Origin of the sequence: Kitasatospora sp. NPDC127111 (genome assembly GCF_042677465.1) — a bacterium.
GTDB lineage: Bacteria > Actinomycetota > Actinomycetes > Streptomycetales > Streptomycetaceae > Kitasatospora.
The window spans coordinates 80,322-104,208 of record NZ_JBHXTG010000012.1 but is presented as its reverse complement, the minus strand read 5'-3'; the positions used below and the strand labels follow the sequence as shown (position 1 = coordinate 104,208).

Sequence of the window (23,887 nt, the reverse complement as noted above, 5' to 3'; positions counted from 1 at the left end):
GCAGCGGTTAGAACTGGCAGGTGGACTTTCCCCAGACGCTCCGCGAGCGCCGCACCCGCAGCCGGATCAGCCAACTCGACCTCGCCACCCGGGCCGGGACCACCCAGCGCCATCTCAGCTTCATCGAGTCCGGCCGCTCGGTGCCGGGGCGGGGCATGGTGGTCCGGCTCGCCGAGTCGCTGGACCTTCCGCTGCGCGAGCGCAACGAGCTCCTGCTGTCGGCCGGTTACGCCCCCGCCTATCCCGAGAGCCCGCTGGACGGGCCCGACCTCGCCCCGGTCCGGTCGGCCATCGACGACATCCTGGCCGGCCATCTGCCCTACCCCGCCGTGGTGGTGGACCGCCGGGGCGACGTGGTCGCCGCCAATGCCGGCCTCGACCTGATCACCGAGGGCGCCGCCCCCGGGCTGGTCGGCCCCGGCACCAACGCCTACCGCCTCGCCCTCCACCCCGACGGCATGGCCCCGCGCATCCTCAACTTCGCGGCCTGGGCCCGTCACATCGTCGAGCGGACCGCCCACCTGGGCGAGCTGCACCGGGAACTCGCCTCGTACGTACCGGACCTGGGGGAGCCCGGTGCCGATCACCTCGGCTTCGCCGTGCCGCTGCACCTGCGCAGCTCGCGCGGCGACCTCCACCTGATGACCACCGTCACCACCTTCGCCACCGCGGTCGACATCACGCTCGCGGAGCTGAAGCTGGAGGCCTTCCTGCCCGCGGACGAGGCGACCGCCGCCGCACTGCGGGCGGCGGGTGACGCCAGGTCGTAGCGCGCGGCCGCCCGGCCGCCCGCTGCCGGCCGGCGCGCCCCCTCAGGCCCCGGGGAACATGTAGTCGGTGGTGACCCGGTCCTCGTCGTCCAGCAGCAGGACCTCCGTCCCGCCGCCCACGGCCTCGCCACCGCCGACGGGGACCATCTCCCAGGTGAACCGGACGCAGTCGCGGAGCCGGACCGCGGTGTCCCGGGCGCGGAAGGTGAACTCCCCGGGCGCGACGAACTCATGGTAGCTGCGGGCGACCCGGGCCTCGATGGCGTCGTGCCCCGACGCCTCCAGGACGGTGTCCGCGAAGCCGAGTTCGGCGGCCCGGTCGCGGATCTCCACCGGAGGCTGGAGCAGGTGGACGCCGCCCTCCGCCCAGACCAGCTCGATGGCCTTGCGGCGCAGCGCCGGGTCGGGCTCGGTCCAGAGGGCGATGTAGCGGTCGGCGATCTCCTGGGCGGTGACGGCGGTCATGGTGCGCTCCTCGCGTTGTGTCGGCGGTGTGTCCGGACGGGAGCCATCCTGCGGGGGCGGGGTGAGGGCGACAATTCCCGGCGGGGAATGACCCGGTCGACCGGCGGGGGTGGCGGCCCGCCGACCGGCGGAACGCTGCCGGGCGGACACCCGCCGAAGGTCCGGGTCCGTCGACCGGCGAACCGTCAATGACCTTTGGAGTCAGGCGAGTTGACGCTCACTTGGTGCGGTCTTCACCGTTTGCATGTCTTCGACAAGCTTATTCCTCGTCAGTAACATGACGGTGGGCGCGGCCGTTCGAGCCGCTGCCGAACCCACTGGTCCCGGGCGGTCGCGTGCGCGGCCGCCGCCGGTTCGAAAGAGTCCTGTTGAAGAGTCCCCTCGGCACGGCGGTCCGCCCTGCCCTCGTATCGCTGTTGCTGCTCGGCGTCGCTGCGTGCGGCCCGACGTCCGGCGCGCAGCAGGCCTCCCCGATCACCGTGGCCGGCGCGACGGACGGCGCGGCCGCCACGGCCTCCGCCACCGCCGCGGCGGGCCCGGCCAAGGCGCGGCCCTCCGGTGCGCCGCACGCCCCCGCGCCGAGCACGACCGCCGCGGCCGCCTCGCCGTCCCCCGGCGCCGCCGGGCGTCCGGTGGCCGGCACCCTGCCGGTCGCGCCCGCCCAGCCGGGCGCGCAGCAGGCCGCCATCGGCACGCCGGGCAAGGACGGCGCGGCCGTCGCCCCGGAGGCGAAGAACCTCCAGCTGACCGCGTACGACCCGGCCGCCGGTACGGCCGTCCTGTCGGCCGCCGCGCCGTCCGCGCCCACGGCGCCGTCCGCGCCCACGGCGCCGTCCGCGCCCGCCGCCACGACGCCCGCCGCCACGCCGTCGGCCACCGCCGCGGCGACCCCCGGCGCAGCGGCCACCCCGGCCGACGCCGTCAAGCCCGGCCAGCTCCTCGCCAGCCCGCCGACCGCGGCCGCGCCGCAGGGCGCGCTGGTCGCGGTGACGGGCGTCAAGTCGGCGGGCGGCGGCGCCGTCACCGTGGCGACCCGCCCGGCGACCCTCTCCGAGCTGCTCGGCAACAGCGAGGCGGACGGCGAGGTCCCCGTGGACCCGCAGGGGATCAAGGTGACGCCGCTGGTCAAGGACCTCAAGGCGACCGTCTCCCGGGAGAACGGCACCACGAAGGCCGACGCCTCCGGCACCCTGGAGGTCGACGTCAAGGCGCCGATCCCGCTCCCCGAGGGCCTGAGCGCCGACGCCTCCGCCGCGCTCCAGCTGCACCCCGCCCTGCACTTCGCCTACCACGGCGCCGGCGTCGGCAGCCCGCGCACCGCGTCGATCGGCTTCGACCTGGGCGCGCACGCCCAGTGGAAGGTCAGCGGGGACCTCGCGCGCAGCACCGGCTCCGCGCCGATCCGGCTGCCCTTCGCCAAGCTGCAGGCCAGCCCGGTCATCACCGTCGCCGGCCTGCCGATCGTGGTGAACCTCGGCCTGACCTGCTACCTGGAGATCGGCGCCGACGGCAAGATCCACGTCGAGGCCGAGCAGGAGGTCACCGGCACCTGGGCCGTCCACGCCGACTACACCGGCGGCCGCGGCTGGACCTCGTCCACCGACGCGGCCGACACCAAGGTCTCCCCGGTGCACGTGCGCCTCTCCGGCAAGGCGGCCGCCCGCGCGGCCCTCGCCGCCGAGGTCAGCGTCGGCCTCTACGACACGGTCGGCGTCGAGGCCACCGTCGCCCCCTACCTGAAGGCCCAGGCGGACGGCTCGCTGGCGGTCGACGTCCCGGGCGGTTCGCCGCAGCTGCAGGGCAGTTGGGCGCTGCTGGGCGGCGTCGACCTGAACGGCGCGCTCACCGCGCACCTGAAGGTCTTCGGCACCCCGATCATCGAGGGCAAGCTGCCGCTGCCGGCGTTCCACCGCGAGTGGCCGCTGCTGTCCGGCGCGCTCCCCTCGGCGAGCCCGAAGAGCTGACCGCGGGAGCCGAGGCGCTCCGACGTACGCCCTGCCCCGGTCCTCGCACCGGGGCAGGGCGCGTTCCGCGCCGGTCAGTCCTCCGAGCGGCGGGCCCGCTGGGTCTCGCGGACGACCGCCCAGGCGTCCGCCACCGGGCCGACGTGCCCGAGCTTGTCGGGGTTGAGCACCGTGCGGATCGTCCGGATCCGGCCGTCGAGGATGTCGAACGCCCAGGTGTTGATCACCTTGCCGTCCCGGTCGCGGAAGATCGCGCCCGGCTGGCCGTTCACCTCGTGCGGCTCCACGAAGCCGCCGATCCGGGCGAACGGCGCGCCGAGCACGCCGAGCAGCCGGGCCACGTTGTCGGCGCCGCTGACGCCCTTGCCCCACTGCGGGGCCTTGCCCCCGCCGTCGCCGACCAGCTGGACGTCGGCGGCGAGCAGCTCCCGCAGCCCGTGGACGTCCCCCTCCCGGAACGCCGCGAAGAACCGCTCGGCGAGCTCCTCCCGCTCCCTCCGATCGGCCTCGAACCGCGGCCGGCCGTCGTCCATGTGCCGGCGCGCCCGCACGGCGAGCTGACGGCACGCCGCCTCCGAACGCCCCACCGCCGAGGCGACCTCCGGGAACCCGAACCCGAACACCTCCCGCAGCACGAACACCGCCCGCTCCAGCGGGGACAGCCGCTCCAACAGCAGCAACGCCGCCATCGACAGCGAGTCGGCCAGCTCCGCCGAGCGCTCCGGGTCCTCGTACGGGTCGGCCAGCAGCGGCTCGGGGAACCACGGCCCGACGTACTCCTCCCGCCGGACGCGGGCCGACCGCAGCACGTCGATCGAGATCCGGGTGACCACGGCCGACAGGAACGCCTTCGGCGAGGCGGGCGCCGTCCCGGACAGCTCGTAGCGCAGCCAGGTCTCCTGGACGGCGTCCTCGGCCTCGCCCACGCTGCCGAGGATCCGGTACGCGATCGAGAACAGCAGCGGCCGCAGCTCCTCGAACTCCTCCGTCTCGGTCACGGTCACGCCAGCCCCTCCCGGAAGCCCTGCCGCCACGACGGGTGGCGCAGCCGCCGGCCGAGCTCCCGCTCGGCCCTGGCGTCGGAGGAGCCGCGCCCCTCGGTCATCCTCACCACCGCCTGGTCGCCGGCCGGCAGCCGGGCCGGCCGGACGGGGATCCGCAGCGGCGGCCTCGCCCCCGCGCACGCGGGGATCGCGCTCGTCCGGTGCACGAGCACGTCCGGCCGGGCCCCGGCCACCGCCCCGCCGGCCGACTCCGCGTCCGGCCCCCTCCTCACGACCCCGTCGGCGCCGAGGCCCCGCGGCGGGCCCAGCCCGGCCGCGCTCGGCGTCGTCGCCGTCACCCGGTGATCCCGCGCCACGACCTGCGGCACCAGCCGCCGCCCCGGCACCCCGGAGCCGCCCGCCACGAACACCCGCATGATCATCACCTTCCCCAGCCGGAGGTCCGTGACCTCCTCCGACACCCGAGACGACGCAGCCCGCCCGGTTGTGACATCGGGCGGGCCGTGACGTGGGCGCAGACGGCGGGCGGTGTCGCCACCGGCGTGCGGGTCCGGCGGCCACGAGGCGACGTGGGCGGTGCCGGGTACGACGGGACGGGTCACGAGGTCCGCCATCGGGGTCGAGCCGGCCGATCGCGCTGCCGAGGTGCTCGGTGCACCAGATCCCGCGGTCCGCACCGGCGGCCACGCCGTACGGCAGGCCGGCGGTGCTGGGGGGCGGGAACCCGGTGCACGGGAGCGGAACCCCTCGGCCGGGGACGCGGGCTCGGCCCGGCCCCGCCGTCATCCGGCTGCCGCCGGGTCCTGGGACGCCGCCGGGCAGCCCGCCTTGGGCCACGCCCGCGGCCGGACGCCGGCCCTGTGACAGCCGGCCCCGCCGGACCGGCCCTGCCCTAGGATCCGGCCCCCGGGACCCCGCCCCGCGCCGCGCCAGGCGGCTCCGGACGGCCGAGAGCGCGGAGCAGGACGTCACCGTCCCGGCTCTCGCAGCGGAGGCCGCCCGAGGGGAAGTCCAGTTCGATCGCGATCCGGCCGGTCATCGGTTCGAACTCCTCGCGCGCACCGCGGACCGGCTCGCCGAGGTGGCGGGCGAACGGCGCCAGGTGGTCGCCCGGCTCGACCTCGATGAGGCCCCACTCGTCCATGTCGTACCCCTCGTACGGCGCGGACGCCTCTACGACGAGGCACCAGTCCGTGCCGCTCGACACGCGGGTGGAGCCGCCGGAGTCGTCGACGAGCCACACGTCGACCGGTACCGGGTCGCGCCGCCCCTCGTACACGTGCCAGGCCGCGACCACGCCCGTCAGCCGCCGGCCGACCAGGGCGGCCGGGTCGAGACCGGGTCCGTGGGCGCGGCAGGGGCGCGGGGGAGTGTCCATCGGGGGGCTGTCCATCGGGGGACGGTATCCGCACCGGAAGTCGACCGGTCCGACTTTTCGTGCGGGGGCGTCAGCTCATCGTCCAGACGTAGGGGTCGTGCGGCACGGGCTCGGCCACGGGCGCCTGCGGGAGACCGGCGAGGAGGGCGAGCGCCTCGGTCACCTCGGCGGCGGTGACGCGCCGGGCCGGCACCTGCTCGGCGGTGGTCCGACGGTGCAGGGCGAGGGCGGCGGACCAGTGCTCGATCCGCTCTTCGTAGTGGCTTTCCAGTTGGCCGTCCTGTGACGCCCGGGCGGAGTCCGCATGACGCCGGCTCTGGGCGATCCGCTCTTCGTACTCCTCCGCCACCGGGTCGACCTGCGCGTCGGCCCGGCGCGCCCCCGCCACCGCGCTCGCCTGGTCGAGCAGGTCGATCGCCGAGCCCGGCAGGGCCTGGCCGGGCAGGCGTTCCCGCGCGAGCTCGACCGAGGCCCGGAGCGCCTCGTCCGCGATCACCACGCCGTGGTGCCGCTCCAGCCGGGGACGGGCCTGCACGAGGACCTCCTGCAGTTCGCCGTCCGGGAGTTCGGCGATCTCGAGCCGCTGGAGCAGCAGGTCGAGGCCCGGGTCGGGGTCCCGGCGGCGGTACTCCGCCGTGGTGCAGGCCGCGATGACGGCGACCCCGGGGGTGCCGAGGAGGGGCCGGAAGAACGCCAGCGCCGCGGCCCGGCCATTGGCCGCGTGCAGGACGGTGAACGCATGGTTGAGGAAGAGGATGACGCCTTCACCGCGTTGAACCTCGCGGAGCAGGCCGGACATCAACGCGGCGAAGCGTCCTTGGTGTTGGGGATCGGTGAACAGGATGCCGGCGTCGAGCGAGCGGATGCTTCGGCCGGCGAGCGTCGCCGGTGCGTTGCCGGCGGCGATGGCGTGTGCCAGGGCGGAGACCACGCTGGCCTTCCCCACCCCGGGATCGCCGACCAGCAGCGGGACGTTCCGCCGATGACGGGAGAGGACCCGGGCTATCCGCTCGATCTCGTCCGTCCGGCCGATCACCGGGGCGAGTTCATGGGCACCCGCCTCCCGGCCGAGGTCGCGGGTGCACCCGTCCAGCAGCGGTGTGAGGCTGGGCGGGGAGATGATCGGCGGCGGACCGGTCAGGACGGCCGTCACCCTCTCTCGTGTCCGGTCGAGGTCGGCGCCGGCCTGGATGAGGATCCGGGCAGCCAGGCCGTAGTGCTCACGGATCAGGCCCAGCAGCAAGTGCTCCGTGCCGATGTAGTTGTGGTTGAGGAGCAGCGCCTCGCGGAGCGCCATCTCCAGGACCTTCTTCGCGGGGGTCGTGAAGGGAATGTGCTCCGTCGGAGACGGCTCGCGGCCTTGCGGGTTGTGCTCCGCGACCTGACGGCGCACGGCTTCCAGCGAGATGCCCAGGGCCTCCAAGGTCCTCACGCCCGAGCTGCCCTGCTGGTGGGTCAGTCCCAGAAGAAGGTGTTCCGTGTCGATGGCCTGGTGGCAGCGCATCCGGGCTTCCTCCTGGGCCAGGACGATGATCTGCCGTGCATGGTCGGTGAACCTCTCAAACACCGTGTCCGCCCTCCAACTTCGCCAGGTCTGCGCGGGCCCGTTGGGTGTGCTCGTGATCCGCGCTCAGCACGCGCTCCCGCTCCGCCACCAACTGCCGTAGCAGCGCCGCCGTTTCCTCCGCCTCTCCGGTGAGGGCCAGGTTGCGGGCGAGGAGGTGCCGGGTGCGCAGGGTGTGCGGATGCTCGGCGCCCAGGACACGGCTGCGGTCGGCGAGCAGGACGCGCAGCATGCTGACCGCCTCCTCCCGGTGGCCGGCTTCGCCGAGGTTGACGGCGAGGAACTGCCGGCTGCGCAGGGTGTCCTCGTGGTCGGGGCCGAGTAGGCGTAGGTGGTCTGCGAGGACGTGCCACAGCAGGCGCGCCGCCTCGGCCGGGTCGCCGGCGCCGCCGAGGCTGTGCGCGTGGGACTGCCGGCCGCGCAGGGTGTCCTCGTGTTCGGCGCCGAGGATCCGGGTCTGCTCCTCCACGACGCTCCGCAGATCCTCCGAAGCGCCCTTCCAGTCGCCGGACTTGCCCTGGGCGACGGCCGCGGCGAGTCGCCTCAGCAGCTCCGGCCCGGCCACCGCGGCATAGGCCCGGTTGACGCCGAGGGCGATCCGACTGGCTGTTCGGGTGGCGCGGTTAAGCGGCAGCGGTAGGCCTTCGGCGGTCATCGTGGCGGCGAGCTGTTGGTACAGGTCGTCCACGGTGAGGAGTTCGGGCCCGCCGGCCACGCCCTCCCGCAGCAGCCGGATCAGCCGTCCGGAGAAGGCGGTGTGGTCCTCGCCGGGGAGCGACAGCGCGACCTGGTCGCGCTGGGCCGAGGTGAGGACGTACGTCCCCTCCACCGCCAGCTGGTTGAGCCGCTCACCCTCGCCGCCGGCCATCGCGTCGGTGACGACCCGGCCGGAGAAGCAGCAGTCCAGGACGATGAGCTTGGCGGCGGCGCGGCTGTCGAGCACGGCGCTGCGCAACTTGTCGTACTCCAGGGAGCTGAACTCCGGCGCCTCGAACTCGCTGTCCGGCAGGGCCAGGTAGAGGTCGTGGCGGCGGCCGGCGACCAGCCCGTGCCCGGCGTAGTAGACGAGCAGCAGGTCCTCGGCCTCCTTGGCGGCCGCGCGAACCCGCTGGCCGACGGTCCGGAGGTCACCGTCGTCCAGCACCACCGTGCAGTGTTCGCCGGGAACGAGTCCGTGCGACGGGTCGGTGAACACGCCCGCGAGGTCGGTGATCGTCCGCCGGACCGCATCGAGGTCGGGCAATCGGGGATCGCTGTACGTGCCGGCGCCGATCAGGACGATCCGGGACCGCCGGGGATCCGGAAGGCGCACGTCACTCCTGCTCGGACGCGCTGCCGTCCAGGACGTGGCGCAGGATGGCCGCCACGTCCTCGCCGCGCACCCGTTTGGCGTCGAGCTCCACCGTCTCCCCGCCGGGTCGGCGGATCTTCAACCGGACGTCGCTGCGCCGGGGCTGGGCGAACCAGGTGCGCAGCGAGGCGGCCAGCACCGTGAGGGCGCCGCCGGCCCCGGCGGCCACCGTCACCAGGTCGGCCACCGAGCCGAGTTCGCCCGGAGCGGGCTTGGCGCCGGTCAGGGTGACGCCGGCGAGGCCCGGTTCCCCCCGGAGCCAGTCGGCGAGCGACTCGGCCTCGGCCGCGGTCCGTTCGCCGGTCACCGCGATGTGCACGTCCACAGCGCCCCCCAATTGGCCTGCAGATGAACGAAGTCGAGGCCGGAGTCTACTGACACCGGGACGGTTCGGGTGCCACGACACGGAAGGAGGGCGCATCCGTTGTGCCACCACCGGGGTGGGCCGGCCCACCCCGGTGGTGACGGCTCAGCCCGGGGGGACCAGCAGCCGGAGCGACCGGGGCACGACCGACACCTCGACCGGCAGGGCGGACATGAACTCGCCGTCCGCGTAGGCCGTGATGCCCGCCGACTCGATCCGCAGCGAGGTGGTGCGGTGGGTCGTGACCTCCGGTCGTCGCACATGCGTCCCCTTGAACAGGGTGGGGAAGAAGCGGGCGATCCGCAGCCGGGGCATGGCGTCGACCAGGGTGAGGTCGAGCAGGCCGTCGGCGGGATCGGCGGTGGGGCAGATGAGCATGCCGCCGCCGTAGCTGCCGGTGTTGCCGACGGCGGCGAGCGTGAGGTCGCGTTCGATCACCGTCCCGTCGGCGAGGGTGATCCGGAACGGCAGCGGGCGGAGGTTGGCGAACTCGACTAGGATGGCGAGGTTGTAGCGCATCCGGCCGCGCGGCCAGCGGAGCCGGTTGGTGCGGTCGCTGACCAGGGAGTCGAAGCCGCTGGCGAGGACCGAGCCGAACCAGCGGGACGTTCCGTCGGCGGCCGTCACCCGCCCGAGGTCCACGGCGCGGGTGTGCCCGGCGGCGATCACCTCGGCCGCGGCCTCGGGGGTGTCGCGCGGCAGGCCGTACGCGCGGGCGTGGTCGTTGCCGGTGCCGGCGGGGACGACGCCGAGCGGCACGTCGGTGCCGGCGGTCGCCTGGAGGCCGAGGTTGATCATGCCGTCCCCGCCGACCACCACCAGGGCGTCAACCGAACCGGAGGCCACGGCGGCGCGGGCGAGGAGGTGGGACTCCTCCGGCGAGGCGCCCTGCTGCTCGTCGACCTCGACGCCCAGCGCGCGCAGCCGCGCGGCTGCGCGGCGGGCCGCCGGTGCGGCGTGGCCGGCGGCCGCGGCCGGGTTGGTGAGCAGGACGACCCGGCGCACGCCGCGTCTCGCGCCGGTCATGGGATCAGCTTGCCGGGGTTGAGGATGCCCGCCGGGTCGAGTTCGGCCTTGACCGCGCGCAGGATGCGCACGCCCAACTCGCCGATCTCGTCGGTCATCCACGGCCGGTGGTCGGCCCCGACGGCGTGGTGGTGGGTGATCGTGCCGCCGTTGGCGAGGATGGCGTCCCCGGCGGCGCGCTTGGCGGCGGCCCACCGGGTGAGCGGGTCCTCGCCGAGGGCGGCGACCACGGTGAAGTAGAGCGAGGCGCCGGTCGGGTAGACGTGCGAGACGTGGCAGAGCACGAGCGCGCCGGGCAGCGCCTCGGTCAGCGCGGTGGTGACGGCGAAGCGCAGGTCGGCGAGCCGGCGCCAGTCGGTGGCGGTTTCGAGGGTTTCGCAGAGCGCGCCGGCGGCGAGCAGCGAGTCCCGCAGGTAGGGGGCGCTGAACCGGCCGTGCTCCCAGGCCCGGGCGGGAGCCTCGCCGAGCGAGGTGCCGCCGGCCGCCAGCAGGGCGGCGCGGGTCGACTGGTGCCGGGCGGCGACCTGTTCGGCGCCGCCCTCGAAGACGGTGACCGCCAGGCAGCCGGTGACGGCCGGCTCGCCGCCGATCTTCTCCGTCATCGCCAGGTTGACCATCGTCTCGGCCTCGTCGGAGAGCCGGATGACGGTCGGTCCGGTGCCCTGCTGCTCGACCGCGCGCAGGGCGGCCGCGCCGGTGCCGAAGTCCGGGAACGACCACGCCTCGTAGGCCTTGACGGCCGGCACCGGGTGCACGCGCACCCGGACGGCGGTGATCACGCCGAGTGTGCCCTCCGAGCCGAGGAACAGCTCGCGCAGGTCGGGGCCGGCGGCGGAGGCGGGGGCGCGGCCGAGGTCGAGCACGCCCGCGGGGGTGACGACGCGCAGGCCGCGCACCATCTCGTCGAAGCGCCCGTGGCCGGCCGAGTCCTGACCGGAGGAGCGGGTGGCCGCGAAGCCGCCGATGGTGGCGAAGCGGAAGCTCTGCGGGTAGTGGCCGAGTTCGAAGCCGTGCCCGGCGAGCAGGGACTCGGCCGCGGGCCCGGTCAGGCCGGCGCCGAGGACGGCCTCGCCGGAGGTCTCGTCCAGGCCGAGCAGCTGGTCGAAGCGGCGCAGGTCGAGCGAGATCACGGCGGCGAAGGTGCCGCGCTCCGGGTCCAGGCCGCCGACGACGCTGGTGCCGCCGCCGAACGGGACGACGGCGATCCGGCGTTCGGCGCAGAGCGCGAGCAGGGCGGCGATCTCGTCCTCGGTGCCGGGCAGCACGACGGCGTCCGGCGCGTCCTGCGGCTCGCGGCTGCGGCGGCGCAGCAGGTCGGGGGTGGACTTGCCGCCGGCCCGGGGGAGGCGGTCCGCGTCGGCGGCGCTCACGTGGGCGTGGCCGACGACGGCGGCGAGGGCCTTGAGGTCCGCCTCGGTGAGGGCCGAGGGCCGCAGGACGACCTCGTCGGCGGAGGGGCCGGGGGCCGCGTCGCCGGTGACGCCGAGGGCGGCGGCCAGCAGCCCCTTGATCTCGGCGGACAGCTCCTTGGCGAGGGCCGGGTCGCCCCAGGCGTCCCACTTCATCGGGGGGAGCGGCAACGCGGCTCCGGCCGGTCCCGCTTGCGTCTCAGGTGCCATGCGTTACAGTTTCACACATCATGTCAAGTAGTAACGCGAGCCCAGACGGCCCCGGGGGCGCCCCGGAGCCCCGCAGCACCGACGACGCGATCCTCGACGCCGCCGCCGAGCTGATCGTCCACCTCGGCGTGCGCCGGACCCAGCTGGCCGAGATCGCCCGCCGCGCCGGGGTCAGCCGCCCGACCGTCTACCGGCGCTGGCCGGACGTGCGGGCGGTGATCGGGGCGCTGCTCACCCGCGAGATCCGCGCGACCCAGGAGACGGTCACCCTCACCGGCGAGGACCGGGCGGCCTTCGTGGACGGGGTCGTCGAGGTCGCCGTCCGGCTGCGCGACCACCCGGTGCTCGGCGCGCTGCTGCGCTCGGCCGACTCCGACACGCTCTTCGAGTACGTGGTGGAGCGGCTCGGCACCAGCCAGCGCGGCCTGCTGGAGGCGCTGCGCGCCGGCATCGAGCAGGGGCAGGCGCACGGCTCGATCCGGGCCGGCGAGCCGGTCGAGCTGGCGGCGATGGTGCTCCTGATCGCCCAGTCCACGGTCCAGTCGCACCGGATGGTCGCCGCGCTGCTGCCGGAGGCGGCCTGGCGGCGCGAACTCGCCCGGGCGCTGGACGGATACCTCGCGCCGTGAGCCGGGCCGGGGGCGGGGCCGTGCGCCGGGCCGGGGCCGGGGGCGGGGGCGGGCGCGAGACCGTGACCCGGGCCGGGGGCGAGACCGTGAGCCGGGGTGGGGACGGGGACGAGACCGGGGGCGCGGCGGCAGCGGGTCTCCCCGGCGTGGCAGACGGCGGCAACAGCAACGGAGGCAGCAGATGACCAGCAAGCCCGGGCCCTTCGCCGGAACCACCCGACTCACCGCCCGGCGCCGGGAGTTGGGGCTCGACCTGCTGGCGTCCGGCCCGGCCGTCGACCTACTGGTGATCGGCGGCGGGGTGACCGGCGCCGGCGTCGCCCTGGACGCGGCCGCGCGCGGACTCTCCACCGTCCTGGTGGAGGCCCGCGACCTCGCCTTCGGCACCAGCCGCTGGAGCTCCAAGCTGGTCCACGGCGGCTTGCGCTACCTCGCCTCCGGGCGGATCGGCGTGGCCCGGGAGAGCGCGCTCGAACGCGGCGTGCTGATGACCCGCACCGCCCCGCACCTGGTCCGCCCGCTGCCCCAACTCGTCCCGCTGCTCCCGGGGTTGCTGCGCCGCGGGCAAGCCTCCCTGGTGCGCGCCGGCTTCGTCGCGGGCGACGCGCTGCGGCTGAGCGCGGGCACCCCGGGCACGCTGCTGCCCCGGGTCCGCCGGGTGGACGCCGAGCGGACCAGGGCGCTGGTGCCCGGCGTCCGGACGGCCGGCCTGGCCGGCGCGCTGGTCGCGCACGACGGCCAACTCGTCGACGACGCGCGGCTGGTGGTCGCACTCGCCCGGACGGCGGCGCAGTACGGCGCGACCGTGCTGACCAGGGTCCGGGCGGAGCGGGTCACCGGCACCTCGGCGCGGCTGACCGACGACCGCACCGGCGAGTCCCTCACCCTCACCGCCCGCGCGGTGGTCAACGCCACCGGCGTCTGGGCGGGCGAGGTGGACCCGTCGATCCGGCTGCGGCCCAGCCGCGGCACCCACCTGGTGGTGGACGCGGCCGCGCTCGGCCGGCCGACCGCCGCGCTCACCGTGCCCGTGCCCGGCTCCACCAGCCGCTTCGTCTTCGCGCTGCCGCAGCAGCTCGGCCGGGTCGCGATCGGTCTGACCGACGAGGACGCGCCCGGCCCGGTCCCGGACGAGCCGCAGCCCACCGAGGGGGAGCTGACGTTCCTCCTCGACACCGTCAACGCCGCCCTGCAGACCGCGCTGACCAGGGCCGACGTGCGCGGTGCGTACGCCGGGCTGCGGCCGCTGATCGACACCGGCGACGGCGCCACCGCCGACCTCTCCCGGCAGCACGCGGTACTGGAGTCCCCGTCCGGCGTGATCACGGTGGTCGGCGGCAAGCTCACCACCTACCGGCGGATGGCCGAGGACGCGGTGGACACCGCCGTCCGGCTGCGCGGCCTGCCCGCCCGCGCCTGCTGGACGGCCCGCCTGCCGCTGGTCGGCGCCCCCGCCCACCGCGACAGCAGGCCGGCGCCCGACGGCGCGGTGCCCGCCTCCCTGCTCGCCCGGCACGGCGGCGCGGCCCGCGAGGTGCTGGCGGCCGTGCCGGAGGGCCCGACCGGCCCGACCGGCCCGACCGGTCTGGCCGATCCGGCCGGTCCGGTGGCGGACGGGATCGACGTCACCCGGGCCGAGATCGCCTACGCCGTCACGCACGAGGGCGCCCTGGACGCCGAGGACGTCCTCCACCGCCGCACCAGGATCGGTCTGGTGGCGGGGGACGCCGAACGGGCCCGGGCGGCGGTCGAGGAGATCGTCGCGGAGGCGCTGGCGGGTGATCGGCGGCCCTGAGCGCCGCGGGCGGGGCGGCCGTGCTCGGCGGTCGACGTGCTCGGCGGTCGACGTGCTCAGCGGTCGACGTGCTCAGCGGTCGACGTGCTCCGGCATCGGGCGGACGGCACCGGCCAACTCCAGCACGCAGGCGAGCGGGTGTCCCGGCGCGCCCGTGCGTTCCAGGCGGACCGAGAGCGGCAGCGGCGGTTCCTCGGCGAGCTGCCCGGCCAGGGTGAGCGGGTACTCGCCGTGGCCGTGGACGCGGTGGAACGCGCACTCCCTGCCGTCCACCAGCAGCTCGGTCTCGGTGATCCAGCCCGAGCGGACGTTCACGGCGACGGAGTGGCCGTCCTGGTCGAGGCGGAAGCTGTACCGACGGCGCATGGGACCTCCCGGAGACCCCCGCGGAACCACGGCCAGTCTACGACCGGGCTCACTCCGCCGCTGGTCAGGCCGCTGCCGGCCCCGGTAGCGTGAGTCCGCGCACCGGCCGGTCGCGGAGCACAGGGGGATTGCCATGCGGGTCGACAGGGAGCTCTGCGGGACCACCCGGCATGTGGTCGTCCGGTCCGAGCCGGAGGGCGGCGGCCCGAACCCGGTGGGCTGGTGGGAGACGCTGAAGGCCGCGGGCCTCGGTGCGGCGGTCATGGCGGGGCTGACCGGGGTCTTCTTCGTCCTGGCCGGCCCGGAGCCCGTCGGGTGGCTGGCCGGCGGCTCGGCGGGCCTGCTGGCGGTCTGTGCCGCGGTCTTCGCGGCCCTCGGGCACACGGCCGGGTGCGTGGCGAAGAAGGCGTTGGTCGCGGTCTTCGCCTTCTGGGAGAACGCCTTCTGACGGGGCCGGTCGGGGCCGCCCGGCCGTCGCGCCCCCGACCGAACACCGGCGTGCGCGATCCCGCTTACGCGATGCGGCTCACGCCAGCAGGTTCGCGCCATGCGGCTCAGGCCAGCCGGCCGCCGCCGTCCACGTGCAGGACGGTGCCCGTGACGAACGGGCTGCCCATCGCGAACAGGACGGCCCGGACCAGGTCGTCCGTCGTCCCCACCCGGCGGGCCGGGTTCTTCTCGGCGACCGCCCGCAGGAACGGCTCCTTGTCGGTGCCCATGCGGTCCCAGGAGCCGCTGTCCACGATGCCCGGCGAGACGGCGTTCACCCGGACCGGCGCGATCTCCACCGCGAGCGCCTGCACCAGGAAGGCGAGCGCGCCGTTGGTGGTGGCCATCACCGTGCGGGCGGGGGCCGGGCGCCAGGCGGCGACGCCGGAGAAGAAGGTGAACGAGGCGCCGTGCGGCCCGTCGGTGGCGGCCTGGCCGGCCAGGTGCTTGGCGAGCAGCAGCGGACCGTACACCTTGGCGGCGAACGCCCGCTGGACGTCGGCGAGTTCGAGCTCGGCGAGCGGGCCGTTGGCGGGCATCGCGGCGGTCGACACGAGGTGGTCGAAGCGGCCGGTGGCGGCGGCCAGGGCGGCGATCGACGCCTCGTCGGCGAGGTCCACCGGGACGACCTCGGCCGGGCCGGCCAGCTCACCGGCCGTCCACTCCAGCTTGCGCGGGTCGGGCCCGGCCAGGACCAGCTCGGCGCCCGCGGCGGAGGCGGCCTGGGCGAGCGCGCGGCCGGTGTGCGAACCGGCGCCGACCACGACGACGCGGCGGCCGGCCAGCTCGGTGGCGGCGGAGGGGACGACGGGGGAGGCGGAGGGGGAGGTGGTGGTCATGGAGGGCTCCGGAACGGGAGGGGATGTCATCGGAACCCACCCTCCGCCGACCAGCGGTGATGAGTCCAAGGCTTGTTTTCTCGCTATCCCATAAACTCCCTTCATGACCACGCTCCGACAGCTCGAGTACCTGGTGACCGTCGTCGACACCGGCTCCTTCACCCGCGCCGCCGAGCTCCTGCACGTCACCCAGCCCGCTCTCTCGCACCAGGTGCGGGCGCTGGAGAAGGCCGTCGGCGGCACCCTGCTGGAGCGGCTGCCGCGCGCCGTCCGGCTGACGCCGATGGGGCGGGCCGTCCTCCCGCACGCCCGCGCGGCGCTCGCCGACGCCGAGCGCCTGCGCACCGCGGCGCGCCTGGCCGCCGGGCTGGACGGCGGCGAGCTGGAGCTGGCCACCGTCTACTCGATCAGCCTGGGGATCCTGCCGCCCGTGCTGCGCGCCTGGCGCCGGCTCCACCCGCAGGTGCGGATCCGGCTGCGCGAGTACGCGCACAACGACGAGCTGCGCGCCGCGATGGCGGCCGGCCAGGCGGACGTCGCGGTCGGCACGCCGCCGGCCGACTGGGAGGGGCCGATCCGGGAGCTGGGCGTCGAGGAGTTCCTCCTCGCACTGCCCGCCGACCTGTCCGCCGACCCGAGTGTGATGGATCGTCAGTCCGTGCCGCTGGCCGACCTGTCCGGGCGCGACTGGGTGCACTACGCGCCCGGCAACGGCCTCGCCGACCTGCTCGACCGGGCCTGCGCGGAGGCCGGCTTCCGGCCGCGCGCCGCCGTGCGGACCGAGCAGACGGCGGCCGCGCCGCTGCTCGCCGCCGCCGGACTGGGGCCCGCCCTGGTGCCGGCCAACCTCGTCCCGCCGGGCTTCGACGGGCTCGTCCGCCGGCCCGAACCGCCGGTCCGGCGCCCGCTGGTCGCGTACACCCGGACCAGGCCGGACCCGCTCACCGCGGCCTTCGTCGACCTGCTGGCCCGGCAGGCCTGCCTGCTCCCGCCGCACGTCACCGCGCTGCTGCGCGGAGCCGCCGCCGGCGGCGCCGACGGTGTCGCCGCGGGCGGTGGTGCCGTGATGCCGTGATGCCGTGATGCCTTGGTGCCGTGATGCCGGGATGATGTGGCGCCGTCAGGGCGCGATGGCGCGATAGTGACGCGGCGGCGGCCGCGCGGGGTTGCGGTGGCGGGGGCCGGGAACCAATCCGGGTGGATTCGCGTGATCTCTACAGTGTTGTAGATTCTCCGGCAGGGAGAGCGACCGAGGAGGGGCATCGTGGGTGTTTCGCTGGCCAAGGGTGGCAACGTCTCGCTGACCAAGGAGGCGCCGGGGCTGACCGCCGTCATCGTGGGGCTCGGCTGGGACGTGCGCACCACCACCGGGGCCGACTACGACCTGGACGCCAGCGCGCTGCTCTGCGACGCGCTCGGCAAGGTCGTCTCGGACCAGCATTTCGTGTTCTTCAACAACCTGCGCAGCCCCGAGGGCTCGGTCGAGCACAGCGGCGACAACCTCACCGGCGGCGGCGACGGCGACGACGAGCAGATCAAGGTCGACCTGTCCGCCGTGCCGGCCGACGTGGCGAAGGTGGTGTTCCCGGTGTCGATCTACGACGCCGACGCCCGCCTGCAGAGCTTCGGCCAGGTCCGCAACGCGTTCATCCGGGTCGTCAACCAGGCCAACGGCCAGGAGATCGCCCGGTACGACCTGACCGAGGACGCCTCGACCGAGACCGCGATGGTCTTCGGCGAGCTCTACCGCAACGGCGCCGAGTGGAAGTTCCGCGCCATCGGCCAGGGGTACGCCTCCGGCCTGCGCGGCATCGCCACCGACTACGGTGTGAACGTCTGACCCGGCCTCCGGGTCAGGTGGCCCGTCGTCTCGATGCGCCGACGGCTCAAGGGTTCTGACGGGGGGTCGGCGGCCGCCCGAGGGCGAGGCCGCCGAACCCGCCGGTTCCGGCCAGCTGTTCCCGCCACCAGGCGGTCATCGCCGACTCGTCCATGGCCGACCAGTCCGGCGCCTCGGTGACCTGGAACCGCCCGAGCCGGCGGCCCAGGTCCACCAGCGCGCGCCCGGCCTCGCCGCGCTCGCGGTCGTACGCGGGCAGCAGCTCGGCGAAGCCGGCCGAGGAGTGCCACGCCTCCTCGAAGGCGCAGGCGTCTTGGAGGGCCTTGGCCGCGCCGCTGGTGTTGTGCGGGCGGACGAGGGTGGCCGCGTCCCCGGCGAGCAGCAGGCGGCCGGCGCTGCGGCGCGGGGTGGCCAGGTCGTGGATGGGCTGCAGGAAGGTCCGCTCGACCGGGGTGAGGTTGACCACCCCGGCCCAGTACGGGGGCAGGTGGCGCTCGGCGAGTTCGGCCAGCTCGCCGAAGCGGGCGGGGTCGAGCGAGCCCGCCGGGATGCCGCCGGGATCGGACGTGAGGTGCCCGCCGTCGCCGTGGTTGGCGCCGTGCCGGCTGTCCTGGCTGTCGCCGCTGTCACCGCTGGGGCCGTCCGGGCCCGCACCGGCCGGGGAGCCGTCCGGGCCCGCACCGGCCGTGGAGCGGCCCGCGCCCGCGTCGGCGGGCCGGAGCCAGCGGGGCGCGGGCGCGTAGAACACCCAGTTGACCTGCGTGGAGCCGGCGGCCAGGCCGGGGATCCGGTAGAGCACCACCTGGCCACCCGGGAAGCAGACGGTGATCACCTCGTGCTCGGGCCAGAGCGCCGCGCCGCCGGGCAGCCCCTCCAGCAGGCCGGCGTCGAAGCTGCCGCGCCAGCAGACGTAGCCGGCGTACTCGGGCCGGGCCTCGGGGCAGACGACGGTGCGGACCACCGACCGGTAGCCGTCGGCGCCGACCACCAGGTCGTACGCCTCCCGGCCGCCGCCGGCCGTCTCCAGCCAGGCCGCGTCACCGTCCCCGCCGACCGCCGTGACGGTGGTGCCCGTCCGGAACTCGACGCCGTCCGGCGCGCGCTCGCGCAGCGCCTGCCAGAGCACGCCCCAGTGGAACGAGTGCATCAGCAGCGGCTGGGTCCACAGCGGCCGCCCGCGCGAGCCGCCCGTGCCGCGTGAGCCGCCCGTGCCGCCCCTGCCGCGCGAGCCGCCCGTGTCGCGGGCCAGCCAGTGCCGTTCGGTGAGCGGGTGGTGCCGGATGCCGTCGTCGAGGTGGCCGGCCCGGACCAGCTCGGTGTAGCGGTCCACGACCACGCAGAGCCCCACGCCCCGGTCCTCCAGCCGGCCGGGGCTGCGCTCCAGCACCACGACCCGCTCCGCCCCGCCCCGGGCCGCCGCGCGGGCGAAGGCGCACCCCGCGATGCTGCCGCCGACCACGGCGATCGATCCACCCCGCACGGCCGTCCCCTCCCGGGGCCACCCCGGCCCCGTCCGGGAATGACCATACGCGCTGACCTGACACCCCGTCAGTACCACCGCCACCCTCCCGCGGCCCTGAGCGCCCCGGCTCCCCGGGGCGCTTATGCAACTGGTTGCATAGCGCCCGCCGCCTCCCCTACCGTGTGGTAACAACGCCGCCGCCCCGCCGTCCGCCCAGGAGACAGCCCATGAGCACCGCCCCCCAGTCGCCCTACCCCCACCTGCTGAGCCCGCTCGACCTGGGCTTCACCACCCTCCCCAACCGCGTGATCATGGGTTCGATGCACGTCGGCCTGGAAGAGGCCCCCGGCGGCTTCGACCGGATGGCCGCCTTCTACGCCGAGCGCGCCCGCGGCGGCGTCGGCCTCATCGTCACCGGCGGCATCGCCCCCAACGAGGCCGGCCGCCCCTGGGACGGCGGCGCCATGCTCACCACCGAGGAGGAGGCCGACCGGCACCGCGTCGTCACCGACGCCGTCCACGCTGCCGGCGGCCGGATCGCCCTGCAGATCCTGCACTTCGGCCGCTACGCCTACCACCCCGCCCTGGTCGCGCCCAGCGCCCTCCAGGCGCCGATCAGCCCGTTCGTGCCGAACGCGCTCACCGCCGAGCAGGTCGAGCAGACCATCGAGGACTTCGCCCGCTGCGCCGAGCTCGCCCGGCGCGCCGGCTACGACGGCGTCGAGATCATGGGCTCCGAGGGCTACCTGATCAACGAGTTCATCGCCGCGGCCACCAACCAGCGCGAGGACGAGTGGGGCGGCGCGTACGAGAACCGGATGCGCTTCCCGGTCGAGATCGTCCGCCGGGTCCGCGAGCGGGTCGGCCCCGACTTCATCCTCGTCTACCGCCTCTCCATGCTCGACCTCGTCCCCGGCGGCTCCACCCTCGCCGAGGTCGTGCGGCTCGCCCAGGCCGTCGAGGCCGCCGGCGCCACCATCATCAACACCGGCATCGGCTGGCACGAGGCCCGCATCCCCACCATCGCCACCTCCGTCCCGCGCGGCGCGTACGCCTGGGTCACCAAGAAGCTGATGGGCTCGGTCGGCATCCCGCTGGTCACCACCAACCGGATCAACACCCCCGAGATCGGCGAACAGCTGCTCGCCGACGGCTACGCCGACCTGGTCTCCATGGCCCGCCCGCTGCTCGCCGACCCCGACTTCGTGGTCAAGGCGCAGGACGGCCGCGCCGCGTCCATCAACACCTGCATCGGCTGCAACCAGGCCTGCCTGGACCACACCTTCAGCCTCCAGATCACCTCCTGCCTGGTCAACCCGCGCGCCTGCCACGAGACCGAACTCGTCCTCGCCCCCACCAAGGTGCGCAAGCGGATCGGCGTCGTCGGCGCCGGACCGGCCGGCCTCGCCTTCGCCGTCTCCGCCGCCGAACGCGGCCACAACGTCACCCTGTTCGACGCCGCCGACACCGTCGGCGGCCAGCTGAACGTCGCCCGGCGGATCCCCGGCAAGGAGGAGTTCGACGAGACCCTGCGCTACTACCGCACCCGGCTCGCCGAACTGGCCGTCGAACTGCGGCTCGGCGCGGTCGTGGCCGCCGAACAGCTCGCCGCCGAGGGCTTCGACGAGATCGTCCTCGCCACCGGCGTCACCCCGCGGACCCCGGCCGACCTGCCCGGCGTCGACCACCCCAGCGTGCTCGGCTACCTGGACGTGCTGCGCGACGGCGCCTCCGTCGGCGAGCGGGTCGCCATCCTCGGCGCCGGCGGCATCGGCTTCGACGTCGCCGAGTACCTCACCGACCAGGGCGACGCGGCCAGCCTCAACCCGCCCGTCTTCCAGCGCAAGTGGGGCATCGACCCCGAGTACCGCGAGCGCGGGGGCCTCACCCGCCCCGAGCCGCCCAAGCCCCCGCGCAGCGTCCACCTGCTGCAGCGCAAGACCACCAAGGTCGGCGCCGGCCTGGGCAAGACCACCGGCTGGATCCACCGCACCGAACTCAAGCACCGCGGCGTGGTGATGCTCCCCGGCGTCACCTACGACCTGATCGACGACGCCGGCCTGCACATCACCGTCGACGGCGAACGGCAGCTCATCCCCGTCGACACCGTCGTCCTGTGCACCGGCCAGGAGCCGCGCCGCGACCTCGACGCCGCCCTGCGTGGGCTCGGCCTCACCCCGCACCTGATCGGCGGCGCCGACGTGGCCGCCGAACTCGACGCCAAGCGCGCCATCAAGCAGGGCACCGAACTGGCCGCGACGATCTGACCCGGGCACTCCACCCTAGGATCGATCCATGTCACTGCCGCACGCCATCCTCACCGCCCTGCTGGAGAAGCCGTCCTCGGGGCTGGAGCTGACCCGGCGGTTCGACAAGTCGATCGGCTTCTTCTGGTCCGCCACCCACCAGCAGATCTACCGCGAACTGGGCCGGCTGGAGACCTCCGGCCTGATCCGGGCGCTCCCGCAGCCCGGCCCGGTCCGCGGCCAGAAGAAGGAGTACGAGGTCCTGCCCGCCGGCCGCGCCGAACTCGAACGGTGGACGGCCGGCGGGGACGACCCCAAGGCCGTGCGCGAACCACTGCTGCTGCGCCTGCGCGCGGCCGCCGTGGTCGGCACGGCCGGCCTGGAGGCCGAACTGACCCGCCATCTCACCCTTCACCGCGCGCAGTTGGCCGACTACGAGGAGATCGAACGGCGGGACTTCCCGCCCGAGAAGGCGGCCGGCGAGAACCGGCTCCAGCACGCCGTGCTGCGCGCCGGGATCGGGTTGGAGGCCTTCTGGGTGCAGTGGCTCACCGAGACCCTGGCCGCCCTCCCCGCCGACCCGTCCTGACCTGCGGTTCCGTGCTCCCGTCGGGCGGGCGCGGGGCCCCGGTGGGACACTGGACGTCCGTCCCTGCCCGACTCCTGATCGGGGGCCCGCATGTCCCACTCGCGGCCTCTCCTCGCCCTCACCGCCGCAGCCGTGGTCACCGTGGTCACCCTCGGTACGGCCCCCGTCGCCACCGGCTCCGCCCCACCGCCGACGCTCACCGTCCAGCGCGCCCCGGCCGACCAGCTCCCCACCGCCGAACAGCTCAAGGCCGCCCTGCTGACCGCCGAGGAGCTCGGCCCGGACTTCGCCGAGATCCCGGCGGACGCGAGCCCCTCCCCGGGCGGCGGCGCCTCCCCGGTCGCCGGCTGCGACGCCCTCCGCGCCCTGGTGAACCGGCGCGGGGCCGAGCCCAGCCCGCAAGTGCCCCACCAGGAGATCGAGTTCGACGGCCCCGGCGGCAACCCGATGATCACCGAGTCGCTCACCGCCGAGGACTCCGCCAAGCTCACCACCGACTTCGCCACCGTCACCGACGCCTTCGCCACCTGCCACAGCCTCACCTTCACCGACGGCACCGGCACCACCGTGACCTTCACCGTCACCCCCATCACCCTCGGCGACCGCCCCGACGCCCCCGCCGTCCGCCTCGACGGCGACCTCGCCGGCACCCAGCTCAACGGCTACCTCGCCGTCGAACGCTTCGGCCCCACCGCGATGGCCTACGGCTTCTTCCAACGCGACTCCGGCGACTCCCAACTCGCCTCCCTTTACTACCGCGCCGCCGTCACCAAAGCCGAACGCACCCTCAACACCCCCGCCGGCACCACCACCGCCCCCACCACCACGGTCTGACCCCTCCCCCAAACCCCGGCGCCCCCGAGCAGTTGCTCGGGGGCGCCGGGGGCGCTACGGGCTCAGCAGCCTCAGGAAGGACGGCGACGGGGTGAACCTGTGCCTGGTCGAGGATCCCGATCAGACCTGCGAAGAAGGGCAGTTGCTGCGCAAGCAGAGGGGCGGATGACCGACAATCCCCCGGGCCCGGGGTCAGCAGGACCGGCGGGCCTCGGTCAGGTGCTTCTGGCCCTCGGGCACGTCGGCGTCCTCCACCAGGGACCGGTACGCGGCTTCGAGGGCGTCGGCGAGGGGGCCGCCGGCGGGGTCGGTGCGCGCGCCGTCGCGGGCCGTCATGCGGGCGGCGTCGAGACGGTGGAGGTTGATGTCGTACGCGGGGCTGGTCGCCTGGCCCGTCGGCGCGGCGGGGAACGGGTCGGGAATCCGCCCGAGCACGGAACAGGCCGTCTCGGCGCCGCCGGCCGTGGTCGGCTGCGGCGTCGGGGTGGAGGTGCAGGCCGCCAGGGCGGCGGCGGCCAGGACCGCGAACGCGGGCGCCAGGCGGCGGCCCCTGCCCGACCGTTTCACCGGCACGCCGGCTCCGCCCTTCCCCCGAGGTGTCATCACGTCAGCTCATCGTAGGGATGCGGAGACCGGTGGCCAAGAGCGCCCGCCGCAGGGGTGATCGGCGTCTTGTCCGCCCTCGTCGGCGCTGCCTAGAGTTCCTGGGGCGCGACCGCGCTTCGGAGGGGGAACCGTGAGACACACCATCGCCGCCGTCGCACTGGTGCTGGTACTGGCGTGCTCGGCCTGCAGTTCGGGGGAGAAGGCGTCGGCGGCCTCGGACGACGCGCGGACCGCGTGCGCGCTGCTGCGCGGCCTCCGGGCCCCGCTGCCCGAACACCCGGCGGACTCCTCCGACACCGCCGGGCTGAACGCGGCCGACTCGGTGCTCTACCGGCTCGGCGCGGCCGAGGAGCTGGCCGCTGCCGCCGCCCTGGCCGACAGCGGGTACCGGGCGCTGTCGGACGCGGTGCACACGGCGCGGATCGTGCCCGCCACCGAGTTCAGGAACCGCGCCGCCGAGCCGTACATCAAGGAGGCGCTGACGCACTGCTGACGGCCGCGCCCGAGTGCTGGGGCGGGGGGGCGGGGGCGGGGGCGGCGGCGGGGGGCTCGCGGTGAGCCCGGAACGGCGACCCGGCGGGGGCCGCCCCCCACCCCCGGCCCGGCCCCCCCCGGGAGGGGGTGGGGCCCCGCCCCCCCGGGGCCGGGCGCGACCCCCCAGCCCAGGAACCCCCCCCCACCCGCCCC

24 protein-coding genes are annotated in these 23,887 nt (G+C 75.3%); 11 read left to right on the top strand and 13 right to left on the bottom strand.

Annotated elements, in window-relative coordinates; all coding sequences use genetic code 11:
• The first annotated feature begins 20 nt into the window (after nt 1–20).
• Nucleotides 21–770 (top strand): helix-turn-helix domain-containing protein, encoded by a 750-nt coding sequence (locus ACFVHB_RS10945; protein ID WP_380318491.1) that lies wholly within the window; start codon nt 21–23, stop codon nt 768–770.
• A 42-nt stretch (nt 771–812) separates the two neighbouring features.
• On the opposite strand, the gene ACFVHB_RS10940 is transcribed toward ACFVHB_RS10945, so the two are convergent.
• The gene (locus ACFVHB_RS10940; RefSeq protein ID WP_380318488.1) at nt 813–1,235 is read right to left on the bottom strand and encodes a hypothetical protein; all 423 of its coding nucleotides are present in this window, start codon (nt 1,233–1,235) and stop codon (nt 813–815) included.
• A 368-nt stretch (nt 1,236–1,603) separates the two neighbouring features.
• Here ACFVHB_RS10940 and ACFVHB_RS10935 point away from each other — a divergent pair, with 368 nt between their 5' ends.
• Entirely contained in the window at nt 1,604–3,199 is a 1,596-nt protein-coding gene (locus tag ACFVHB_RS10935; protein WP_380318485.1) for a hypothetical protein, read from the top strand.
• Nucleotides 3,200–3,273: 74 nt separating this feature from the next.
• Here the strand turns inward: ACFVHB_RS10935 and ACFVHB_RS10930 are convergent, their stop codons facing one another.
• From ACFVHB_RS10930 to ACFVHB_RS10895, 8 genes are all read right to left on the bottom strand, one after another.
• Nucleotides 3,274–4,197, bottom strand: coding sequence for an RNA polymerase sigma-70 factor (locus tag ACFVHB_RS10930; RefSeq protein WP_380318622.1), 924 nt, complete (start codon nt 4,195–4,197; stop codon nt 3,274–3,276).
• Between the two features lie 2 nt (nt 4,198–4,199).
• Entirely contained in the window at nt 4,200–4,619 is a 420-nt protein-coding gene (locus ACFVHB_RS10925; protein ID WP_380318482.1) for a hypothetical protein, read from the bottom strand.
• A 476-nt stretch (nt 4,620–5,095) separates the two neighbouring features.
• A complete protein-coding gene (locus ACFVHB_RS10920; protein ID WP_380318479.1) occupies nt 5,096–5,596 on the bottom strand; it encodes a hypothetical protein in 501 nt (166 codons plus the stop codon).
• A 55-nt stretch (nt 5,597–5,651) separates the two neighbouring features.
• Nucleotides 5,652–7,148 (bottom strand): Clp protease N-terminal domain-containing protein, encoded by a 1,497-nt coding sequence (locus ACFVHB_RS10915; RefSeq protein ID WP_380318476.1) that lies wholly within the window; start codon nt 7,146–7,148, stop codon nt 5,652–5,654.
• Nucleotides 7,141–8,457 (bottom strand): tetratricopeptide repeat protein, encoded by a 1,317-nt coding sequence (locus ACFVHB_RS10910; protein ID WP_380318474.1) that lies wholly within the window; start codon nt 8,455–8,457, stop codon nt 7,141–7,143. Before ACFVHB_RS10910 ends, ACFVHB_RS10915 begins: the two co-directional genes overlap by 8 nt.
• Nucleotide 8,458: 1 nt before the next feature.
• Entirely contained in the window at nt 8,459–8,821 is a 363-nt protein-coding gene (locus ACFVHB_RS10905; protein ID WP_380318471.1) for a hypothetical protein, read from the bottom strand.
• A 144-nt stretch (nt 8,822–8,965) separates the two neighbouring features.
• Complete coding sequence (locus ACFVHB_RS10900; protein WP_380318468.1) at nt 8,966–9,886, bottom strand: diacylglycerol kinase; 921 nt, start codon at nt 9,884–9,886, stop codon at nt 8,966–8,968.
• Entirely contained in the window at nt 9,883–11,505 is a 1,623-nt protein-coding gene (locus ACFVHB_RS10895; protein ID WP_380318465.1) for an FAD-binding oxidoreductase, read from the bottom strand. Before ACFVHB_RS10895 ends, ACFVHB_RS10900 begins: the two co-directional genes overlap by 4 nt.
• A gap of 20 nt (nt 11,506–11,525) precedes the next feature.
• Here ACFVHB_RS10895 and ACFVHB_RS10890 point away from each other — a divergent pair, with 20 nt between their 5' ends.
• Both ACFVHB_RS10890 and ACFVHB_RS10885 read left to right on the top strand, forming a co-directional pair.
• Nucleotides 11,526–12,134, top strand: coding sequence for a TetR/AcrR family transcriptional regulator (locus ACFVHB_RS10890; RefSeq protein ID WP_380318462.1), 609 nt, complete (start codon nt 11,526–11,528; stop codon nt 12,132–12,134).
• Between the two features lie 181 nt (nt 12,135–12,315).
• Nucleotides 12,316–13,929, top strand: a complete 1,614-nt coding sequence (locus ACFVHB_RS10885) for a glycerol-3-phosphate dehydrogenase/oxidase (protein WP_380318460.1) — start codon at nt 12,316–12,318, stop codon at nt 13,927–13,929.
• A 72-nt stretch (nt 13,930–14,001) separates the two neighbouring features.
• On the opposite strand, the gene ACFVHB_RS10880 is transcribed toward ACFVHB_RS10885, so the two are convergent.
• Nucleotides 14,002–14,295 carry a hypothetical protein gene (locus tag ACFVHB_RS10880; RefSeq protein ID WP_380318458.1) on the bottom strand — a complete coding sequence of 98 codons (294 nt, stop codon included), beginning with the start codon at nt 14,293–14,295 and terminating at the stop codon, nt 14,002–14,004.
• Between the two features lie 133 nt (nt 14,296–14,428).
• Here ACFVHB_RS10880 and ACFVHB_RS10875 point away from each other — a divergent pair, with 133 nt between their 5' ends.
• Nucleotides 14,429–14,743 carry a hypothetical protein gene (locus ACFVHB_RS10875; RefSeq protein WP_380318454.1) on the top strand — a complete coding sequence of 105 codons (315 nt, stop codon included), beginning with the start codon at nt 14,429–14,431 and terminating at the stop codon, nt 14,741–14,743.
• A 106-nt stretch (nt 14,744–14,849) separates the two neighbouring features.
• On the opposite strand, the gene ACFVHB_RS10870 is transcribed toward ACFVHB_RS10875, so the two are convergent.
• Nucleotides 14,850–15,623, bottom strand: coding sequence for an SDR family oxidoreductase (locus ACFVHB_RS10870; protein WP_380318451.1), 774 nt, complete (start codon nt 15,621–15,623; stop codon nt 14,850–14,852).
• 103 nt (nt 15,624–15,726) lie between these two features.
• Between ACFVHB_RS10870 and ACFVHB_RS10865 the strand changes: the two genes are divergently transcribed.
• Both ACFVHB_RS10865 and ACFVHB_RS10860 read left to right on the top strand, forming a co-directional pair.
• A complete protein-coding gene (locus ACFVHB_RS10865) occupies nt 15,727–16,698 on the top strand; it encodes a LysR substrate-binding domain-containing protein (protein ID WP_380318448.1) in 972 nt (323 codons plus the stop codon).
• A 189-nt stretch (nt 16,699–16,887) separates the two neighbouring features.
• Entirely contained in the window at nt 16,888–17,463 is a 576-nt protein-coding gene (locus tag ACFVHB_RS10860) for a TerD family protein (RefSeq protein ID WP_380318445.1), read from the top strand.
• Between the two features lie 46 nt (nt 17,464–17,509).
• Here the strand turns inward: ACFVHB_RS10860 and ACFVHB_RS10855 are convergent, their stop codons facing one another.
• On the bottom strand, nt 17,510–18,943 hold the full coding sequence (locus tag ACFVHB_RS10855) for an FAD-dependent monooxygenase (RefSeq protein WP_380318442.1): 1,434 nt from the start codon (nt 18,941–18,943) through the stop codon (nt 17,510–17,512).
• 209 nt (nt 18,944–19,152) lie between these two features.
• Here ACFVHB_RS10855 and ACFVHB_RS10850 point away from each other — a divergent pair, with 209 nt between their 5' ends.
• From ACFVHB_RS10850 to ACFVHB_RS10840, 3 genes are all read left to right on the top strand, one after another.
• Complete coding sequence (locus tag ACFVHB_RS10850) at nt 19,153–21,192, top strand: FAD-dependent oxidoreductase (protein WP_380318439.1); 2,040 nt, start codon at nt 19,153–19,155, stop codon at nt 21,190–21,192.
• Between the two features lie 28 nt (nt 21,193–21,220).
• Nucleotides 21,221–21,760, top strand: a complete 540-nt coding sequence (locus ACFVHB_RS10845) for a PadR family transcriptional regulator (protein WP_380318436.1) — start codon at nt 21,221–21,223, stop codon at nt 21,758–21,760.
• 90 nt (nt 21,761–21,850) lie between these two features.
• Complete coding sequence (locus ACFVHB_RS10840) at nt 21,851–22,594, top strand: hypothetical protein (RefSeq protein WP_380318433.1); 744 nt, start codon at nt 21,851–21,853, stop codon at nt 22,592–22,594.
• A 192-nt stretch (nt 22,595–22,786) separates the two neighbouring features.
• On the opposite strand, the gene ACFVHB_RS10835 is transcribed toward ACFVHB_RS10840, so the two are convergent.
• Nucleotides 22,787–23,167: a hypothetical protein gene (locus tag ACFVHB_RS10835; RefSeq protein ID WP_380318430.1), complete on the bottom strand. Its 381-nt coding sequence runs from the start codon at nt 23,165–23,167 to the stop codon at nt 22,787–22,789.
• A 163-nt stretch (nt 23,168–23,330) separates the two neighbouring features.
• On the opposite strand from ACFVHB_RS10835, the gene ACFVHB_RS10830 reads away from it, so the two are divergent.
• Nucleotides 23,331–23,693 carry a hypothetical protein gene (locus ACFVHB_RS10830; protein ID WP_380318427.1) on the top strand — a complete coding sequence of 121 codons (363 nt, stop codon included), beginning with the start codon at nt 23,331–23,333 and terminating at the stop codon, nt 23,691–23,693.
• The last annotated feature ends 194 nt before the right edge of the window (nt 23,694–23,887 follow it).

Excerpts from the sequence above, each read along its gene's own strand:
- ACFVHB_RS10925 (WP_380318482.1), bottom strand. The coding sequence starts at position 4,619 with ATGCGGGTGTTCGTGGCGGGCGGCTCCGGGGTGCCGGGGCGGCGGCTG.
- ACFVHB_RS10870 (WP_380318451.1), bottom strand. The coding sequence starts at position 15,623 with ATGACCACCACCTCCCCCTCCGCCTCCCCCGTCGTCCCCTCCGCCGCC.
- ACFVHB_RS10850 (WP_380318439.1), top strand. The coding sequence starts at position 19,153 with ATGAGCACCGCCCCCCAGTCGCCCTACCCCCACCTGCTGAGCCCGCTC.
- ACFVHB_RS10940 (WP_380318488.1), bottom strand. The coding sequence starts at position 1,235 with ATGACCGCCGTCACCGCCCAGGAGATCGCCGACCGCTACATCGCCCTC.
- ACFVHB_RS10865 (WP_380318448.1), top strand. The coding sequence starts at position 15,727 with ATGACCACGCTCCGACAGCTCGAGTACCTGGTGACCGTCGTCGACACC.
- ACFVHB_RS10890 (WP_380318462.1), top strand. The coding sequence starts at position 11,526 with ATGTCAAGTAGTAACGCGAGCCCAGACGGCCCCGGGGGCGCCCCGGAG.
- ACFVHB_RS10845 (WP_380318436.1), top strand. The coding sequence starts at position 21,221 with ATGTCACTGCCGCACGCCATCCTCACCGCCCTGCTGGAGAAGCCGTCC.
- ACFVHB_RS10920 (WP_380318479.1), bottom strand. The coding sequence starts at position 5,596 with ATGGACAGCCCCCCGATGGACACTCCCCCGCGCCCCTGCCGCGCCCAC.
- ACFVHB_RS10840 (WP_380318433.1), top strand. The coding sequence starts at position 21,851 with ATGTCCCACTCGCGGCCTCTCCTCGCCCTCACCGCCGCAGCCGTGGTC.
- ACFVHB_RS10880 (WP_380318458.1), bottom strand. The coding sequence starts at position 14,295 with ATGCGCCGTCGGTACAGCTTCCGCCTCGACCAGGACGGCCACTCCGTC.
- ACFVHB_RS10895 (WP_380318465.1), bottom strand. The coding sequence starts at position 11,505 with ATGGCACCTGAGACGCAAGCGGGACCGGCCGGAGCCGCGTTGCCGCTC.
- ACFVHB_RS10900 (WP_380318468.1), bottom strand. The coding sequence starts at position 9,886 with ATGACCGGCGCGAGACGCGGCGTGCGCCGGGTCGTCCTGCTCACCAAC.
- ACFVHB_RS10885 (WP_380318460.1), top strand. The coding sequence starts at position 12,316 with ATGACCAGCAAGCCCGGGCCCTTCGCCGGAACCACCCGACTCACCGCC.
- ACFVHB_RS10875 (WP_380318454.1), top strand. The coding sequence starts at position 14,429 with ATGCGGGTCGACAGGGAGCTCTGCGGGACCACCCGGCATGTGGTCGTC.